This window comes from Chloroflexota bacterium, assembly GCA_026708035.1.
GTDB lineage: Bacteria > Chloroflexota > UBA11872 > UBA11872 > UBA11872 > JAJECS01.
In genome coordinates this window covers 1-17768 of the sequence record JAPOVQ010000013.1, presented here as the reverse complement: position 1 = coordinate 17768, position 17768 = coordinate 1, and the positions used below count along the sequence as shown (strand labels likewise).

Below are 17768 nucleotides of genomic sequence, written 5' to 3'. Positions count from 1 at the left end.
CACGCTCCAGACCCGAGCCGCCGGAGTTGTCCAGGCGCAGACTCGCGCTAGCAGCGGCTCGTGCGCCGCCACCGCCCGTCGACCGTCGGACGGCCGCGGGCAAGCCCTAGATTGAGGCTACTGCCACAGGAGGGGATCGGGTCGCCGCATCAGTCCGAAGCCCAGGTATCCATACCAGATCACCAGCAGGACGTAGAGGCTCCGGGCCAGCGAGATGAAGGTGTCGCGGCCCTCGTTGCTGAGTATGGCTACCGCGAAGAAGACCATGATGGCCAGGCTGACAAGGGCAGCCAGCAGCGAGACTATCCGGCTGTGGTCGTCGCGCGTGGAAAGGCCCAACGCGAAAATGAAGCCGCCGAATCCAAGGGCAATCCCGCCGGCGTAGACGAGGGCGGAGCCGGCGTAGTAGACGGGAACGCTTCCGCTGATCTGGTCGCTGGTTTGAGCATCGGCCAGAATGAAGTCCATGCCGCCGGACAGGATCCAACCGGTCAGTCCGACGAACATCATGAAAAAGCCCATCTGAACCAGCGCCTTGCCGTTGCCCTGCAAGGTCACGTTCCGCATGAGCGCGTAGAGGCCGGAGAGGATGAGGGCCAGGCCAAGAATGATTCCGATGTTCGTGACATTGGTCAGCGCGGCGTTGTCACCTTTGGCCGTGATGGAGCCGACGGCGTCCGACACGGGGGCGCTGTCTATCAGTAGCCCGCCCGGCTCTACGAGAAAGAAGACGAAGGCGATTATCGGGCCGAATATGAGGGACAGACCCGCTAGTCGGTTCACGGATATTGTGCCCATGTTTGAATCTCCCCTATGTGATGTCGCGAGAAGGATCCACTGGGTTCGATCCCTCTTCGCATACATCGTGACGCAAGTGTTGTGGCATGGCAATCAGGAAGTAACCCTTTCCTACTAGTTGCATCGCCCACCATGTCCGTTTCGTGGGGTATTCGCGCCTACAAATGTGTCCATAACCAACCCTCTGAACCGCGGCGGCTGGAGGCTGGCTAAGGGCCTAAGTCAGTTTCCCCATATGGGAATCTCCCGGCGAAGAGCGATGAATTCAGCCATACCTGCCTCACGTGCGCGCAGAGTTTGCCTCCCGGAGCGGGTGATGGGGCGAATCGACGCTCCTCGCAATCACCAGGGGTTGGTGGCGTCCATCTCCCATTTCACGAGGTTCGTGACGCCGATAGGCCGATCCTCGGTGAAGAGCTTGAAGTCTTCGCTGTCGTCCCTGGTGGGGTAGACCCGCTGGACGATGCAAATGCGTGAGTTGACGAACATCTCGACGACGGAGCGGTCGACGAAGAGGTCGATGTCCAGCCGCGCGTCGCGCTCGAGCGCAAAGGGCACGACCTGTCGGCGGACGCCCCTGGAGTAGACTCCGGCGTCGTAGCCGTAGGTCAATTCCTCGTCTTCGCTGGCCCGCTCAAAGTCGACCACGAACTGCTGCCGCTCGGCGTCGTAGGTCACCACCGTTTCCTCCTGGCCTCCGGGCGCGCACAGCACCTTGATCCCGAAGCGGGCGGCGTCGTTGGGCTCGATGGTCAGCTTGACCTCCATGCAGTCAGACCCGAATTCGCGGACGGTTCGCTCCTCGCCCTCCGAGAGGGTGACGTCGCCATGCCGCCGCTCGTCGTAGCGCAGGGCGCGCAGCTCCGCCACGGGGTCGATGCGAAGGCTGTGGTCGCCGGCGGGGGTGAAGTGCCAGGGCAGGGTCATGACGCCGTTCCAGCCGTGTTTCTCCCATTCGTGCTCCCGCGCGTCCCTGATCCATCCCCAGAAGATCCTGCGGCCCCGGTCGTCCACCAGCGTCTCGGGGCCGGCAACCAGGCTGCCCAAATGGCTCAGCTGCCCGTGGATTTCGGGGGTGAACCGCTCCTGCTCGTAGCGTCCGATGTAGTACTGGGCCTTGTTATAGGGCCAATGGGTGTGCATCAAGAGCATGTGCCTGTCGCCGAATGGAAAGAAGTTGGAGCAGGCGCAGTCCTCCACCTCCGCCGTCCACCGCCGATCGGACTTGTAGAACGGGCCGACGTACTCCCACTGCCTGAGGTCCCTGGACTTGAACAGGCTGGTGGAATCTCCCTCGTAGCCGGGGCGGAGGTTCTTGTTCCCGACCAGGGCGTAGTAGACATCGCCCTGCTTCCAGCCGCTGGGATCGAAGATCACGCACTCCGGAAACTTGCTGGAGGACTTGGGCGGTGCTCCCTCCTCGGGCGGGTCCAGGGGTATGACGGGGTTTTCGGCCAGCGGGACCCAGCGGTCAAGGTCGTCGTCGTGGCATTGGTAGATGCAGATGCCCCGCGTGGGCATGTTGGTGATGATGGTGGGCGGGGCCGTGCCCTCCATCACGTCTCCGCTGTTGAAGTAGTCGCCCTTGGCGCCTTCCAGGGGCTCTCGCAGCGAGGCCGTGTGGTAGCGCCAGTGGAGCAGATCCCGGCTGCTGATGTGCTGCCAGCTTGAGAAGTAGATCTCGCCAGGACCATTGGCGATCTTCTGCAGGTAGCCGAGGTGATATCGGCCCTTCCAGAAGATGGCGCCGTTGATGTCGTTCCAGCGGCCTTCCGGCGGAACGAAGTGGTATCGCGGTCGAAACTTGTCCGCGACGAGCTTCTCCCGCAGCTCGTAGGACTCCATCAGGTAGTCGTCGAAGTCAGTCATTTGCGCGACTGCCTGCGGCGTGAGCGTCGGGCGGGCGGAGTCTAACGTCAGGCACCGTCGCGATTGCTGCCTAACACCTCGACGCAGTCAAACGCCGGCCGCAGAGACACTCAGGGGACTGCACGCAATTGCGCTGAGGCGCAGTCGGCTTCAGCCCTGGAGCATTGAGCGCGAATCCTCGACAAGCTCCGACGCCAGCCGCGCTGATCGCGGCTGGCGTCGGAAGTGGACGGCGTGCGCTCGATCGGCGCTACATCATGTCCATGGACATGTCGCTCATCTTGTTGAGCTCGTCCTCCGAGGTCCCCACGCCGTAAATCACACCCTCGTCGGTGCCGGCCAGGAACTCAGCCTCGGTGCCTCGACTGATCACGTCGACCGCGATGCGGTGCGACAGACCCATGCCCATGTCGTCCATGCCCATGTCGTCATCCATGGACATGTCATCGTCCATCGACATGTCGTCGCCCATGGACATGTCATCGCCCATCGACATGTCGTCGCCCATCATGGCCATACCGGCAGCGATTCGAGCTTCGGCCACGGCAACGATGCGGTCGTAGTACATGTTGTCGGTCGGCGAGTCCATCATCATCATCATCGAGTCGAGCTCGGCGTTGTGATCGTGAATCCACTGACCCGCGGCGTCGTCGCCGTAAATCGCGCGGTAGGTCGCCTGCACATCAGCGGACTGATCTTCGAGCCGCTGGCCGTCTTTGGCGGCCGGATGCATGTCCGCCAGTGCCGGCGACAGCGTGGCGAGGACCAATGCGCTCACGACGACCAAGAGCATCAGCGCACGCAACCGCGCGGGCACGTAGCTAGTTCTAATCAATGGAGCACGCCTTTCTCCAGTTTCGCCCGCCACCTTGGCGGGCCAAGGGAGCGCAGTCTTTTACACCAGCGATGATTTCAAGTCAAACCTCCCGCGCGGACCGTGAGATGGCTTACCGAAATGGGCTCGAGCTACTCGTACACGCCATAGAATGGCGGGCGGCCGGGTGGGCATCCGGCCCGGCCACAGGCACGTATAGGTGTGTGGGAGCGCTGTGCGCCTAGGAGGACCGGATGGCTGACGAGATCGCCCGGCGGCTGGCCCGCATTTTGAAGTCCTGGGCGCCCGCCGGCCTGGCGGGGGTCTTATCCGGACTGCTGGCCGTGGGTGTCAGCGAGCTCTACGCCGGAATCTTCGGTGGCTTGCCGTCGCTGCTCGTCTCCATGAGCGGCCGAATCGTCGACTTGAGTCCGCGGGCCATGGAAGAGTTCGCGATCAGCGTATTCGGCACCAGCGACAAGCTGGCGCTCATCATCTTCCTCGTGGTGCTCACCGCAATCTTCAGCGCCACGCTCGGCGTCGTGGCCTTGCGGTCGCGACCGGTGGCGGTGGCCGGCTTTGTGGCATTCGGCATCCTGGCAGGTCTGGCGAACGCCTTCGACGCCCAATCAACGCCGGCCCATGGAGCGGCCTCGGCTGCGGTTTCGGTCGGGCTGGCGGTGGCGGCGCTCCTGTGGCTGGTCCGCCTGACTCGGGAGCCAGCACCTGCCGCTGAGACGCCACTGGCGATCCAGATGCGGCGACAGCGACGGCTCTTTCTTGGTACGGCCACGCTGGTTGCCGCGGCCTCGGTTGCGACCGGTGTCGTTGGACGCAATCTGATTGAACGCGCCAAGGTGGTCGTGGCCAAGCGTGAGGACGTGGTGCTGCCACCCGTGAGCGACCGCCCGGCGGTGACGCTGCCGGGACCGGCGCCGACGATCAGCGTCGCGGAGGCGCTGGCGCCAACGCCCACCCCCGAGCCCACGCCGACTCCCACGCCCGAGCCGACGCCCACGGCCACTCCCGAGCCCACACCCACGGCCACGCCTGAGCCGACGCCTACGTCGACGCCCGAGCCCACGCCGACTCCCACACCGGAGCCCACGCCCACTCCCACGCCCGAGCCCACACCGACGCCCACACCCGAACCGACGGCCACGCCCACCCCCGAGCCCACGCCGACCCCCACACCCGAGCCCACACCCGCGACCGTGGCCCGCGCCGAGCGGACAGCCGCGCCTGCGCCCACACCTACGCCGGAGCCCACGCCGACTCCCACGCCTGAGCCCACGCCTACCCCCACACCCGAGCCGACACCAACTCCTACACCCGAGCCAACCCCAACTCCCACACCCGAACCGACACCGACTCCCACACCCGAACCGACGCCCACGCCTACGCCCGAGCCCACACCGACTCCCACGCCGGAGCCGACGCCCACTCCCACGCCCGAACCCACCCCAACACCGACGCCGACGCCCGCACCGGTCCAACCGCTGACAACGACGACGGTTCCGGTGGACGGGATGACGCCGCTGGTCACGCCGAACAACGACTTCTATCGGATTGACACCGCGTTCTCGATTCCACGCGTCGACGTCAATAGCTGGCGGCTCAACATCTCCGGCATGGTGGAGCGTCCGTACAGCATTTCCTTCGACGAGTTGCTCGGACTCTCGACCTTCGAGGAGTTCATCACGCTGTGCTGCGTCTCGAACCAAGTGGGAGGAAACCTCATCGGCAATGCCAAATGGCAGGGCGTGCCGATCTGGCACCTGATCAACCACGCCGGGGTGAAGCCTGAAGCCACCCAGATCGTCGGGCGGTCGGTCGACGGCTTTACGGTCGGGTTCCCGCGCGATGTGGCGTTCGACGGACGTCCGGCGCTAGTGGCCGTGGGCATGAATGGCGAAGCGCTGCCATTCAAACACGGCTTTCCGGCGCGCCTGATCGTGTCGGGGCTCTACGGCTACGTATCCGCCACCAAATGGCTGCAAGAGATCGAACTCACAACCTGGGAAGGGTTCAACGGCTACTGGATCCCGCGCGGATGGTCCAAGCGCGGTCCGGTCAAGCTGCAATCCCGAATCGACGTTCCCAGGCCCGCAGCGACGATAAGCCCCGGCCGGCAACCCATCGCCGGTGTGGCGTGGGCGCAGAATCGCGGTGTCAGCAAAGTGGAGGTGCAGATCGACGGCGGCGACTGGCAGGAAGCCAGGCTCGCCCTGCCGATCAGCAAGCACACCTGGGTGCAGTGGGTGCACGAATGGGATGCCACCCCGGGCGCGCACACGGTCAGGGTGCGGGCGACCGAGGCCAACGGCGAAGTGCAACCCGAGGGTCCCAGGCCCCCAGCGCCGAACGGCGCCGAGGGCTGGCATCAAATCAGGTTCAACGTCTCGGACTCATAGGCGCCGCCGACTGAAGCACGCCGGGGCCACCCGCCCTACGGCTCTCACGTGCGTCGGCGCCGAGGCGGCGCACGGGGAGACTACGACGGGCGAGGCCGGTCGGCAGACTCCATCCGGTAGCTGACGAGCACCTCGACGCTGGCGAGGCTGAGCTGACAGTCGATCATGGGGTTGCGTCCGATCACCGTGACGCGGAGCCGGTTCCAGCCCTGTCGCGCAAGGGGTGGCGACACGTCGAATTCGAGCCAGGTGTCGTTGTAGAGCTGGCGCGTTCGGGCCTGGGATGCGTCGAGCGTGTGGCCGTTCAGGTCGAGCTGGAGCTCGTCAGGCGCCGTGAGCTGCTCGACGAGCAGACGCAGCGTGACCGACGTGAGCGACCCGTCCCCGGCGGCTGACGCGAGGTCATCCGCGACGTCGACCGAGACTTCGACTTCATCTCCGGGTTTCTCGAGCGTTGCCGGCAGGGGACCGCCGGCCCACTCTCGCTGATCCACCAGGTAGTGCTTGTCTTTGCGAGCAATCAGGTCCGGGTCGGCCATCTCCTTCCAGGGTTGGCGGTCGTAGCCCAGGTCGCGGGTGAAGGGGATGAGGTGGTTGTTGAAGAGGTAGATGCCGTCCGCGCCGGCCCGCCAGTGGGCGGCGGCTACCGCGCGACACATCTCGGTGGAGTAGTAGTCGCGCTCGTTCCACAGCAGCCGGGCCGAGAACGATCGGTTCTGGCCGAACAGCCCAAGGTTCTGTGCGATGACCTGCACGCTGGTGCCCCGCGCCGCCTCGACGTACTCCTCGACCGGCAGCCGGTGCTTGTTGCCCAGGGTGTGACCGACGACGAGGATGTCGAGCAGACCCTCAGCCAGCCACGCTCGAACGTCCATTCCCTCGGACCGGGCTTGATCCAGCGAGCCGGGAATTCGGGCGGAGAAGTGGACAGGCCGGCCGGCCTGCCGGCCCTTGGCGTCAAGCGCGGCTCTGATCTCGCGCATCAAATCGGTCAGCAGCACCGAGCCCGCTTGCTCTTCGCCTTCGGGGAATAGCCTTGGATAGCGGCAGAAATCCCAGTCGAGGCCGTCCAGGTCGTAGTTGGCAATGGCCTCCCGGGCCAGGGCCAGCTTGTAGTCCCGCACCTGCGGAATGGCGAAGTTATAGGCCGTGCGCGCCCGACCTGCGTCCCTTCGGATTGCCCGATCTTCGGCGCGCTCGGGAGCATCCTGCCCCAGAAGCCAGTCGGGATTGGCCCGCTTCGTGGGCGACATCAGCGGATCGTCCAGCCCACCGGCGAGCCTGAGGTCGTGCACATCGTTGACGCGCATTGAGAGGAAGACCTCGAGCCCGGCCCGGTGGCCGTGCTCGATGACGACGGCGGCGGGATCGGCGCCCGACTCGGACATCTGCCTGGCGTTCTCATGGATGCGCCAGTTGGAAGCGGTCGTGAACGGCGATCCGTCCTGGCCCCAGCGCGGGCCAACCGCGGTGTCGTGGCTGTAGTGGTCGGACAGGCGATGCGTGGGCGTGCCGAGGAAGGGATCGGTGCCGAGCTGCCAATACAAGGTGTCGATCTGGGTGTCGCGGAGGGGGGCGATGGCCAGCCGCGCCAGCCCTTCGGCGCCAATCGGCGCTTCCATGGTCGGCGCGACCAGCGTGCCTCCGTCGTTGCAAAGGATCAGTCGGTGCGGTTTCATCCCGCCACGCACTCCGTTTCCGCAGGAGCGAAACCCGACGGTCCCGCGCCCACAGGGTAAGGGCCGCACCGAAGATTTCGCACCTGGCCGCTCTTTCTTCCTACCGTGCCCCACATGGCGTCAGCGACGCTCTTGCGGCAGGGCGCCGATTCCTGGACTAAGCTCCGGACTAACACTCCGCACGTGAACGGCCGGTGGAAGCCCATGAACTTCGACGTCGACCATCACCTCGGGGCGATGGAGCGCTCGGTGTCATTGCGGGATCGCGATGGACGACCCGCCGGCGGGGTCACGCTTGCGCGCAGCTACGAGACGACGCTTGCAGACCTGTGGGACGCGGTGACCAACGGCGAGCGCATACCGCGATGGTTTGCGCCGGTGAGCGGGGATTTCCAGCTCGGCGGGCGCTACCAGGTGGAAGGCAATGCCGGCGGCGCGATCACCGACTGCGAGCAACAGTCACACTACGCCCTCACATGGGAGTTCGGCGGGAGCTTGAGCTGGGTGGATGTGCGCGTGGCCGATAAAGGATCGGGCCGCGCACGGCTGACGCTCACGCACACGGCGCACCTGTCGGAGCACTGGGACACCTACGGGCCGGGGGCGGTCGGCGTCGGGTGGGAGATGGGCTTCCTGGGATTGGCGCTGTATCTCGCGGAGCCGGACGCGCCGAAGCCTGACGAAATGGAGTTCGCCACCTCGGCGGACGGCAAGGCGTCCATCACCGGCAGCAGCGAGGGCTGGGGACGAGCGTCGGCGGCGGCCGGAACGGATCCCGAATCCGCGGCCGCGGCGGCGAAGCAGACGACCGCGTTTTACACCGGGGAAGCGCCCGAGTCCATGTGAGGCGTCGGCGCCGTCAGGCCGACCACTCGAGGAACGACTCCTCGCCTCGCTCTTTCTGCTTGCGCCTCGCCTCGGCGATTTCTTCGTCCGTCAGTCGCTCACCGGCCGTCACCACCGTCCGCTCGATGAGCTCGAGCTCTAGCTCCCGTTCGGTCAGCCATTCCCAGCGGTCGACATTGACCGGATGCGGATGCGGGTGGACGTCATCGGGTCCAATCTCTTCGGCAACGATGTATAGAAATCCGGGCGCAGCACCGTCATGCCGAATCCGGGCTGTGACGGACCATGAAACGAGTGACGGTAGGTGCGAGAATGCCTTCGCGACACTCTTCGCCTTGGTGATTGAGCTTCCGCGTCTGAGTATGGTTAGCTTTCGATCGGATCCGTGATACCAGGGGCCGCCATAGTTGTGTTTACGACTAACCATATCACTTAGTTCTTGTGAACATTTTTGCTCTTACCGGGGGCGGCAATCTCGACAATGAGCCACGAATCAAGTATCGCGAAATGTTGCGCCTTCCATGATCAATCCACGCGTGTATTCTCATGAGATATCAACTTGAGGTCAAGCCAATGAAACTCGATCCAACTTCAAGGCGTGCTAGAGTGCGGGCGGCTCGGCGCAGAGTCTTGATGGTTGGCGACCCGACGCAAGCGGATCGAGAACGCCCCGTTGCCCTCTCCGTTTCCCGAGGGCTGGTATTTCATCGCCAGCCGGGCGGACCTCGTCAAGTCCAGGCTCATCCAGCGGACGTGGATGGGGGAGAACATCGTCGCCTGGTGTGACGCCGGCGGGCGCGTCTGCGTCGCCGAGGCCTATTGTCCGCACCTGGGCGCCGACCTGGGGCCTGACGCGGGCGGCCGGATCTGTGACGGCCGGCTGGTGTGTCCGTTTCACGGCTATGAGTTTGACGCCGGCGGCCAGTGCGTCGCCACGCCCTACGCCGACCCGCCCAAGACCGCGAAACTGCGGGTCTTCGAGACGCAGGAAGTAATAGGCCTGGTCTTCGCCTGGTGGGGCATCGAAGGGCGGGCGCCGCAATGGAGTCTGCCGCCGTACCCGCGGGAGGAGCCCGGCTGGACCGACTTTAAGATCAGGACCATGCGCTTCGCCGGTCACCCCCAGGAGACGACGGAGAACTCGGTGGACCTGGGTCACCTGCGATACGTGCACGGCTACGACAACGTCGACCGTGCCGAGCGGCTGATCGTCGACGGGCCCTGTCTGAAGAGCGACTTCGACTTCAAGCGAGTGAGGACAATTGCCAAGATCGCCAAGCTGACGTTCGAAATCACCGCAAAAACTCGAATCTTCGGGCTGGGCTATTCGTACGTGAAGATTCGCGAGCACACCATCGGGATGGATTTACGGTTTTGGGTGTTGTCGACGCCGGTTGACGGCACGCTGATCGACTTGTCCTTGGTCTCGCAGATGCGGGAGATACGCAGACCGAAGCGCTTGATTGCCGGCCTCGGCTTTCTCCCGGTGAAGCTTCGCGCGCCGCTAATGAACAGATTTATCGCGGCCATGCAAAACCGGGACGTCTTGCAGGACGTGGTCATCTGGGAGCACAAGCAGCACCGCTCCCTGCCCCGCCTCTGTCGTTCGGACGGTGAAATCATGCCGTTTCGAACGTACTGCAAACAATTCTATTCCGACCCACTCGAGGTTACGAATCCACTCCTCAAGCAACCCGACGAAATCCTACAATGACCGGCCAAGTTGGCCCTGACTCCCAGGCACCGTATCGGGACGCCATGCGCAACGCGTCACGAACCCAATCGAGATTGAAGGGCAGGCTATGAATCAGGTACTCGGCACGCTGAGCCGGCTGGTCACGGCGCGCCCGTGGATCACACTCCTCGTCCTTTTCCTCGTCACTCTCGCGCTGGGAGCCGGAGCCGTCGTCCGCGCGCCGCCTCCGACGACCGCGGAGACGCTCCCCGACAACAGTCCCATTTCCGACGCGATGGCCGAGATTAATGAGCTCTTCGGGGACCACGGCGAGATCAGCGCCGTCACCCTCATTTTCCGCGGGGACGCGCTCACGCCCGCCGGGCTCGCCCAGATGGACGGTCTCGTCAATGACATCGTGAGCGACCCGGCCGTGCAAGAGCTCCTGGCTCCGACCAATCCAGTGTTTGCGCCGTCGGGACTGATCAAATTCGCACTCCAGACCGATAGTTTCGACTCGGTGACGCAGGCCCAAATCGATACTGTCCGCGTACTCCCGGAGATTCAGCCGGCCCTTGCGGCGATGACCGGCACCGACACCGACGGCACGCGGGTCGCGATCGGCAGTATCAGCTTGCTCGACACCGGCGACGAGCGCCTGAAGACCGCTGAGCGAACGATCAATGAACTGTCTAAATCTTCTGAGGGTCCGCTAAGCGCAAGCAGCGTGTCGTTCATCATCCTCGAGGACGAGTACACGGAGGCCACGGAGACGGGAATGGGTCCCCTCATCGGCGTGGCTTTCATTCTGATCGCGTTGCTGCTGGTGCTCTTCATGCGCACGTTGTCCGACATGTTGCTGACGCTGGGCGGACTCCTCGTGTCGATCATCTGGATTATCGGCGCCGAAGGCTGGCTCGGTCCGAATGCGCTGGGGCTCATCGGCCCGCCGAACTCGCTGACCACCATGGTGCCGATCATCGTGATCGGCCTCACCGTGGACTACGCCATTCAGACCATCTCGCACTACCGCGAGCAACGTCTCGAGGGCGGAGAGGTGCGCCAGGCCATTCGCACGGGACTGCGCATTGTGGCCGTGCCGCTGCTGCTGGCGGCGATCACGACGATCGTCGGAATGTTGGCCAGCCTCTTTTCGCCAATCGGCATCGTTCGTGACTTTGGCGTGGTCGCGGGCATGGGCATTGCAATGAGCCTGATCGTCATGCTGACGCTGGTCCCGGCCAGCCGGACGATCATGGACCGGCGGCGCGAGAAGAAGGGCACGTTGAAGCCGCCCCGCCCAATCGTCCACGCCTTGCCGGGCATTGAGCGTCTGGCCGGCCTGCTGGGCCGCAGCGTGACCCGCCGGCCGGCGTATTACATCATCGCCGTGGCCGCGGTCACGATTGGGCTGGGGATTGCGTCAACCGGGCTGAAGTCGGAATTCAACATCCGCGACGTGCTTCCCAGGGGCGGAGCCGTGCTGGCGGACCTGGACACCCTGGAAGCGGCCATTGGCGGCACGGCCGAGGTGACCAATGTGCTCATCAAGGCCGAGGCCACGGAAACACGCACCCTGCTCAACATGCAGGACCTGACCACCGCTTTCGCGGACGAGACCCGGCGCCCGCCGGCGGCCGCAGGGCCGATTCAGACCTCGTTTGAATTGCTGCTGCGCGACTGGACGACCGACAGCGGCGTGCCGGGCGACAAGTACGACCCCGAAATCGCAGCTCTCTTCCAGGAGGCCTCAGCGGGCCTGCAGCTCGATCCTGAGCTGATGCAGGAAATCCTCGACCGGCTCGAGGCCATGGACCCGGCCGTTGGCCGCCTGCTGGTCAACGATCCGCAGGGCGTCGACTCCCTGCTGGTTCAATTTCAGAGCTACGGGGGCGACCCCAACCTGACGACGGCGCTGCAGCAGGATCTCGAGGACCTGTGGGCCGGCGACGACGAGGACATCACCGCAACGTCGGAAAGCATCATCTCGATCACGGTCACGGACTCGATTACCGAGCGACAAACCGAGGCGATCGCCACGACGGTCGCGGCGGCCCTCACGGTGCTGGCCCTGTTCTTCTACTTGACGGTGCGCCAGCCGGCGCTCGCGGTTGTCGCCGTGGGGCCCATCGTGCTCGTGCTGATCTGCGTGCTGGGCACGATGGCGCTGCTGGGAATCCCCTACTCGCTCATCACGTCGATCATCACCGCGCTCTCGATCGGCATCGGCGTGGACTACACCATCCACGTGATACATCGCTACCGGGAGGAATTCGCCCGTCTGCGCAACCCGGAGGAAGCGGCGGTGCGCACGCTGGCGACGACGGGCTCGGCGCTGCTGGGCTCAGCCATGACCACGGCGCTCGGCCTGGGCGTCCTGGCGGCTTCGCCGCTCCTTGCATCCCAGCAGTTCGGTATAACCGCGGCGATCACGATCGCCTATTCGCTGATCGTCAGCATCGTGTTAGTGCCGCCGGCCATGACCGTGTGGGGCGCCTACCAGAACATGCGGCTGCGCTCGATGGTCGAACGCGAGTGGGCCGACCTCGACGTGGCCATCGAAGAGGTGTATCGGCGCCACGAGGACGACGAACAGGCTTCGCCGACGACAGATTCATGACATGCCGGGCGCGCTCGCGTGTCCCCGGCCGCCGAGCGGCTGCTTGAACCAGGCGTGCAACTCCCGCTAGCCAAGGAGCTTGGACAGCTCCGCAACCTTTCCCGAGGGCTGAAAGGCGCGTACCGCGGGGGAGACGCCAACCGCCGCGTGCGGCACTTCAGCGGATGGCTGCGCCGAGCGACGGAGGATGACGACGGCGGGAGCGGCTACGACCACGCCACAACCGTGAAGGAATACTATGACCTCTGCGGCGAATTCATGGTGTTCGGCTGGGGCGAATCGCTCCACTTCGCGCCGCTGTCACCCCGCGAAAGCCTGGAGGACTCCAAGACCCGGCACCAGCGGCTGATAATCGACAAGCTGGAGCTGCGCGAGGGCATGACGGTGATCGACGTCGGCTGCGGCATCGGCGGCCCGATGCGCCGGGTCATCCGCGAGGCCCGCGTGAGCGTCCTCGGAGTCAACAGCAACGACATCCAGTTGGAGAAGGCGAAGTCGCTCGACGCCGAGGCTGGTCTTGACCACATGGCCGACTACCTCGCGTGCAGTTTCATGGACATGGGCGCCATCGCGGACGACACCTTCGACCGGGGCTACGCAATCGAGTCGACGTGCCACGCGCCGGACAAGGCCGGCGCGTTCGCCGAAATCTACCGCGTGCTAAAGCCGGGGGCGCTCTTCTGGGGTCAGGAAATGTGCCTGACGGACGCGTTCAATCCCAGCGACAAGCGGCACCGGCACATCGAACAAGAGCTCAAGTACTCCATCGCGCTCAAGGACATCGCGACGATGGGCCAAGTCAACCGCGACCTCGAAACGGCGGGCTTTCAGGTCGTCGAGGGGCGGGATTTGGCCGTCGCGTCAAATGATGCGACGACTCCCTGGTATCAGCCCATGGTGAGCCAGCGCCAAACGCTGAGCAATGCCCTGCGCCGAACACCGCTCGGCCGACGAGCGCTCATCGCGACCTTCAAGCTGGTCGAGAAGCTGGGAATGTTCCCGAACGGCTCCGCTAACGTCGTCGCCCTGATGCATCGCACTGCCAACGCCTATGTCGCGGGGGGCAGGGCCGGGATCTTCACGCCGCTGTACTGTTTTCTGGCTCGCAAACCCGGCTAGGCTCGGCGCGTCACTCGGGCGAGCCGAGGCGCCCTAGACGGTCAGTTCGCGGCGCTGCTCGGCAATGCGGAACTTCAGCTTCTTGCTCGGTTTGCTCGACGGCAGCGGGCTAAACCCGAGCTCGAAGTTCGGCGGGGACGTCTCAATCGTGAAGTGGCGCGCGATCATCAGCACGTTGACCGCAAGCTGCAGCTCCACCCATCCCGTCCCAAGGCACCGGTGCGTGCCCAACCCATAGGGGGCGTACCCGGGACCGCGATGCTCATTGCGCGGCGGCTGGTAACGGTCGATGTCGAACTTGAAGGGGTCTGGAAAGACATCCTTCATGTAATGCGTGGCCGTCTGGGCAATGTGCAGCCGGGACCCGACGGGCAGCTCGTAGCCTTCCACCACGCACGAATTCATCACGTTCCGAATGGACATCGGGACGATCGGGTACACCCGCAGGCACTCCATGAGGAAGCGGTGGGTGACGTCAATCTCCCGTGGCCTGAATGCCTCTCCACTTGGGTCGCCATTGGCAAACAAGGCGTCAGCCTCGTCACGGATTTTCGCGTGAATTTCCGGCTGCGACGCCATGGCGTACAACACGAAGCTGAACATGTCGCCAAGGTAGACGCTTGCGATCAGCGCGGCCGACAGCGCGAAGGGCAAATTCGACTCCGGGACGAACTGCGGATCGCTCGCGTGCAGGCTGAGAAGGTCATCCGCAAGATCGCGCGGACATCCAGCCCGCTGGGCGGGCGTGTGGCCAATCCGCACCCTCTTCAGCAGGATGTCCAAGGATCCCATCCGGCGTTTCATGCCTGGGGTCCGCAGCATGAACTTGGGCAGAACCTTTGCGACGTGAACGCTCAGCGCCCGTTCCTTGAATCGCGCCAAGTCCGCGAAGACATCCTGCGAATCAACGCTGATCAGAAGCGGCGAAAGCTGCGCGTTGATCATTCGCCGGCACATTTCCGTCGCTTGGTAGGTTGCTCCAACCTCCCAATCCGCCATATAGCCCCGCGCATGCCGGTAAACCTGGTCCAGCTGCCCCGCGAGCCTGCCGCGGGAATACCCTGGGCCCAACGACTTGCGAAGCCGAAAGTGGTCGGCGCCATCCAGGGACGGCAATACGCCCGACGCGCCATAGACCTTCTCGAAGTCCGCAAAATAGTCCCTCGTCCTCAGGTATCTGCGCCCACTCCGATGGACCCAGCGGTTCACCTCGAGGCCACCGATGAAAATCATTGGCGCCACAAGGGGCGGACGGATCATGAATACCGGCCCGTACTCTTCCGTGAGCTGCGCGAATAGGGCCGGAAAGTTCCCGCTGCGAACATGCCGATTCAGCAGCAACCGCCACAGCGGGACGGTTGGAATCTTCTTGGACAGGGCGGAATGCTGGAGCAGCGGCGCGGCAAGGCTCTGGGCCACGGCATCGGCGATTGACCGGCCGATCAAGTCCATATTGCAGATGAAATGAATCCGCTCCTCATCCCGTTCTTCAAGCTGGAATATGAAGCGAAATACATCACAGGTATTGACGAGGCAAATGATGATCACGTCTCGCGGGTCGGGAATCTCGTTGTTGAAGATCGCCTTGCCGATGCGGGTCTTCACAAACTGCGCCGCGGATCGCTCTGAGGAGCCGCCGAACACATCCGCCTGCCGCGCGGCCCGGGCAAGCGTCCAAAACCCGCCCTCGTGATGATCCAGAATCCCCACTTCAACCAAGCGATCGAGCGTGAGATCGATGATTGAATCGGCGCGGGGCGCCAGCCGTTCGATCCAATACTGGGCGTTATGCCGGCCCGGCTCGGTCGCAATCTCCTTGAGAATGGGGTCCAGCGTCGGGTCGCCCGTCTCCGTCCCGTCGACGAGAAACAGCGACTCGATATCCGTGTCGATGCGCGACATGAGCGACAGCTCGGCCAGCGCCGCGCCGACCACGGCGCAGTTCAGGCGCCATCCTGGAACCTGGTGAAAGTAGCCGCTCTCTTCATTGAGCAACATCAGGAGCAGCTCTTCGGACAGGCTTAACTGACGGGTCGACGTACTGTCTGCGACGGCCATCCGACCTAGTCCTTGTGCTTGCCCTAAGCTCGCAAGGGCCTGTCGTCCCTGTGCCGCATTATACAACTCCACCTGCCCAGCGGCAACGAGATATCAATAGACGAATCAACGATTAATAAGGACGAGTGCTACGACAGACTTTCGAGTATTAGCCTTTCGCCTTTTTGAATCGCCAACCATGCATGATGCTTCCATAGTGATTGAATGACCGCCGTGCCCTGGCGTCGTCAAAGGGATAGTCAGCCCCAATCTGAGTTGCGACGGCCAGACCGCTTACAAAGCATGTTTCCTGACTGTTGACCAGCGTATGCGCCCCGCAATGCCATGTCTGCCTTCTGCCTTGAATGAATTGGAAGAGATTCATAACCCATGCCACATGGCGCACATCGTGCACGATATGTTGGAACCACCATCTGTCGACAATCTTTTCACTATCGATCGCGCTGATCGGATTGTAGGTGACGAGACAAGGTTTGTCGGACTGCTTGGCCCAGGGTTGCTGGTTGTGCATGATGTACGTGATTTCATAGTTGTCTGGTCGCGCGCCGTACTGCTCGATATGGTTGCTCCGCGTTTCCAACGGCATCGCTTCATTGTCGGGAAGAACTGCGGCGTCGGAGTGCACGACGGTGTGATTGTGGAGCTCGCTTTCATACCGAATTGAAGAGAGGATATAGCGCTCCAGCAGCGTGGGTTTGTCGAGAATCATCAACGTCTGGTTTGCATTGCACGCGAAAACCACCTCGTCGAACGTTTCCGTCACGCCGTCTTCGTCCTCGACGACGACGCCGGACGGCTGCCGGTACACCTTTCTGACAGGTCGGTTGAGGTAGAGCTTGTCTCGAAAACCCGCCGACAGGTTCTTGTAAATGCGTCGCGTCCCCTGGTCCCATGTCTGCATGGGGGTGGCGGTCTCGATATCGAAGAAGTCGAGGTACCTCGCGAAGAGCGCGGCGGGCATATCGAACACGTTGGTCGCCATCAGGAAATTGACGAACATCGGCTTCAGGATCTTGTAGCGGAAATCCCCGGAATATCCGCCCAGATTCAGCACCGTGCCCATGCTGATGTAATTGAACGGGTTGAGCGCGTTCAGCAGCTTGGACCGGGTGCGGCTCAGCCAGCCAATCCAGTGCAGACGGCGCAAGAGTCGTTGAAACTTGGCGATCTCGACCTGCAGCTGCTCTCTGATCTCGGAGTCGAAGTCGTGGGCGTAGATCTGGCCGCGATACTTCACGCTGTAGCTGAAACGGGTGTCGACCAAATCAATCTCGAACTGCTTCATCAGCAGGACGATGTGGTCGTACACCGACGGAATGCATGCGGTCACGGAAATGTCGAAGGGAATGGAGCTGCCGTCGTCCTGCGGCATGTCGGCGGTGATTGCGTTTCCGCCGATCCGGTCCCGCGCTTCGAATAGCCGGAAGTCGAAGCGGTCCGGGTGGTGATGCAGGCCCCATGCGGCGGCTAGCCCCGAGATCCCTCCGCCGATGATGGCTATCCGCCGCACGGTCGTCCTCTCCCGTCGGTTCGCGGCGCCGCCGAGCCCTCGGAGGCCGCGCGTGGCCAGCCTGGAAGCGTGGCGCGCGGAGGGATTCGGTCCCCCGCCCCCTGATTCCGAAGGCCCGATCCGTCCATCTGACGAGGCCGGACTGGACGAAATCGAGAACCGTGGCCGATTCCTGGGTCACCCCATCGTTGGGCATGGGAATGGTGTATGTGAGCGTGGCCTCGTCGTCGACCACCTCGATGCCCTCCACGAAGTTGCGGATCAGGGCCTTGCGCTCCGGGATCGTGCCTTCGCGCAGGAAGTTCCGAAAGTCCGCGACGTATCCGCGGATGTCCTCGGTGGTGGGCAGGTCGACCCGGCGCTGTT

Annotated in this window: 13 protein-coding genes; 6 read left to right on the top strand and 7 right to left on the bottom strand. The window is 63.7% G+C overall.

Annotated features, from left to right (window positions below; translation table 11 throughout):
• Window positions 1–117: 117 nt before the first annotated feature.
• From OXG33_05290 to OXG33_05280, 3 genes are all read right to left on the bottom strand, one after another.
• On the bottom strand, window positions 118–798 hold the full coding sequence (locus tag OXG33_05290) for a hypothetical protein (protein ID MCY4113343.1): 681 nt from the start codon (window positions 796–798) through the stop codon (window positions 118–120).
• Window positions 799–1140: 342 nt separating this feature from the next.
• Window positions 1141–2667, bottom strand: a complete 1527-nt coding sequence (locus OXG33_05285) for a glycoside hydrolase family 32 protein (GenBank protein MCY4113342.1) — start codon at window positions 2665–2667, stop codon at window positions 1141–1143.
• Window positions 2668–2917: 250 nt separating this feature from the next.
• Window positions 2918–3502, bottom strand: a complete 585-nt coding sequence (locus OXG33_05280) for a hypothetical protein (GenBank protein MCY4113341.1) — start codon at window positions 3500–3502, stop codon at window positions 2918–2920.
• 233 nt (window positions 3503–3735) lie between these two features.
• On the opposite strand from OXG33_05280, the gene OXG33_05275 reads away from it, so the two are divergent.
• Window positions 3736–5895 carry a molybdopterin-dependent oxidoreductase gene (locus OXG33_05275; GenBank protein MCY4113340.1) on the top strand — a complete coding sequence of 720 codons (2160 nt, stop codon included), beginning with the start codon at window positions 3736–3738 and terminating at the stop codon, window positions 5893–5895.
• 80 nt (window positions 5896–5975) lie between these two features.
• Here the strand turns inward: OXG33_05275 and OXG33_05270 are convergent, their stop codons facing one another.
• Entirely contained in the window at window positions 5976–7574 is a 1599-nt protein-coding gene (locus OXG33_05270; protein MCY4113339.1) for a hypothetical protein, read from the bottom strand.
• A 204-nt stretch (window positions 7575–7778) separates the two neighbouring features.
• Between OXG33_05270 and OXG33_05265 the strand changes: the two genes are divergently transcribed.
• Window positions 7779–8420, top strand: coding sequence for an SRPBCC family protein (locus tag OXG33_05265; protein MCY4113338.1), 642 nt, complete (start codon window positions 7779–7781; stop codon window positions 8418–8420).
• Window positions 8421–8433: 13 nt separating this feature from the next.
• Here the strand turns inward: OXG33_05265 and OXG33_05260 are convergent, their stop codons facing one another.
• Complete coding sequence (locus OXG33_05260; protein ID MCY4113337.1) at window positions 8434–8847, bottom strand: hypothetical protein; 414 nt, start codon at window positions 8845–8847, stop codon at window positions 8434–8436.
• 210 nt (window positions 8848–9057) lie between these two features.
• Between OXG33_05260 and OXG33_05255 the strand changes: the two genes are divergently transcribed.
• From OXG33_05255 to OXG33_05245, 3 genes are all read left to right on the top strand, one after another.
• Window positions 9058–10134: a Rieske 2Fe-2S domain-containing protein gene (locus tag OXG33_05255; GenBank protein ID MCY4113336.1), complete on the top strand. Its 1077-nt coding sequence runs from the start codon at window positions 9058–9060 to the stop codon at window positions 10132–10134.
• Between the two features lie 88 nt (window positions 10135–10222).
• Window positions 10223–12715 carry an MMPL family transporter gene (locus OXG33_05250; protein MCY4113335.1) on the top strand — a complete coding sequence of 831 codons (2493 nt, stop codon included), beginning with the start codon at window positions 10223–10225 and terminating at the stop codon, window positions 12713–12715.
• An 18-nt stretch (window positions 12716–12733) separates the two neighbouring features.
• Window positions 12734–13834 carry a class I SAM-dependent methyltransferase gene (locus tag OXG33_05245; GenBank protein MCY4113334.1) on the top strand — a complete coding sequence of 367 codons (1101 nt, stop codon included), beginning with the start codon at window positions 12734–12736 and terminating at the stop codon, window positions 13832–13834.
• 33 nt (window positions 13835–13867) lie between these two features.
• On the opposite strand, the gene OXG33_05240 is transcribed toward OXG33_05245, so the two are convergent.
• Window positions 13868–15892 (bottom strand): cytochrome P450, encoded by a 2025-nt coding sequence (locus OXG33_05240; protein ID MCY4113333.1) that lies wholly within the window; start codon window positions 15890–15892, stop codon window positions 13868–13870.
• A gap of 148 nt (window positions 15893–16040) precedes the next feature.
• Window positions 16041–17402, bottom strand: coding sequence for an FAD-dependent oxidoreductase (locus OXG33_05235; GenBank protein ID MCY4113332.1), 1362 nt, complete (start codon window positions 17400–17402; stop codon window positions 16041–16043).
• 52 nt (window positions 17403–17454) lie between these two features.
• Between OXG33_05235 and OXG33_05230 the strand changes: the two genes are divergently transcribed.
• Window positions 17455–17768, top strand: a 314-nt coding sequence (locus OXG33_05230) for a hypothetical protein (protein ID MCY4113331.1), incomplete at its 3' end; no start/stop codon positions are given.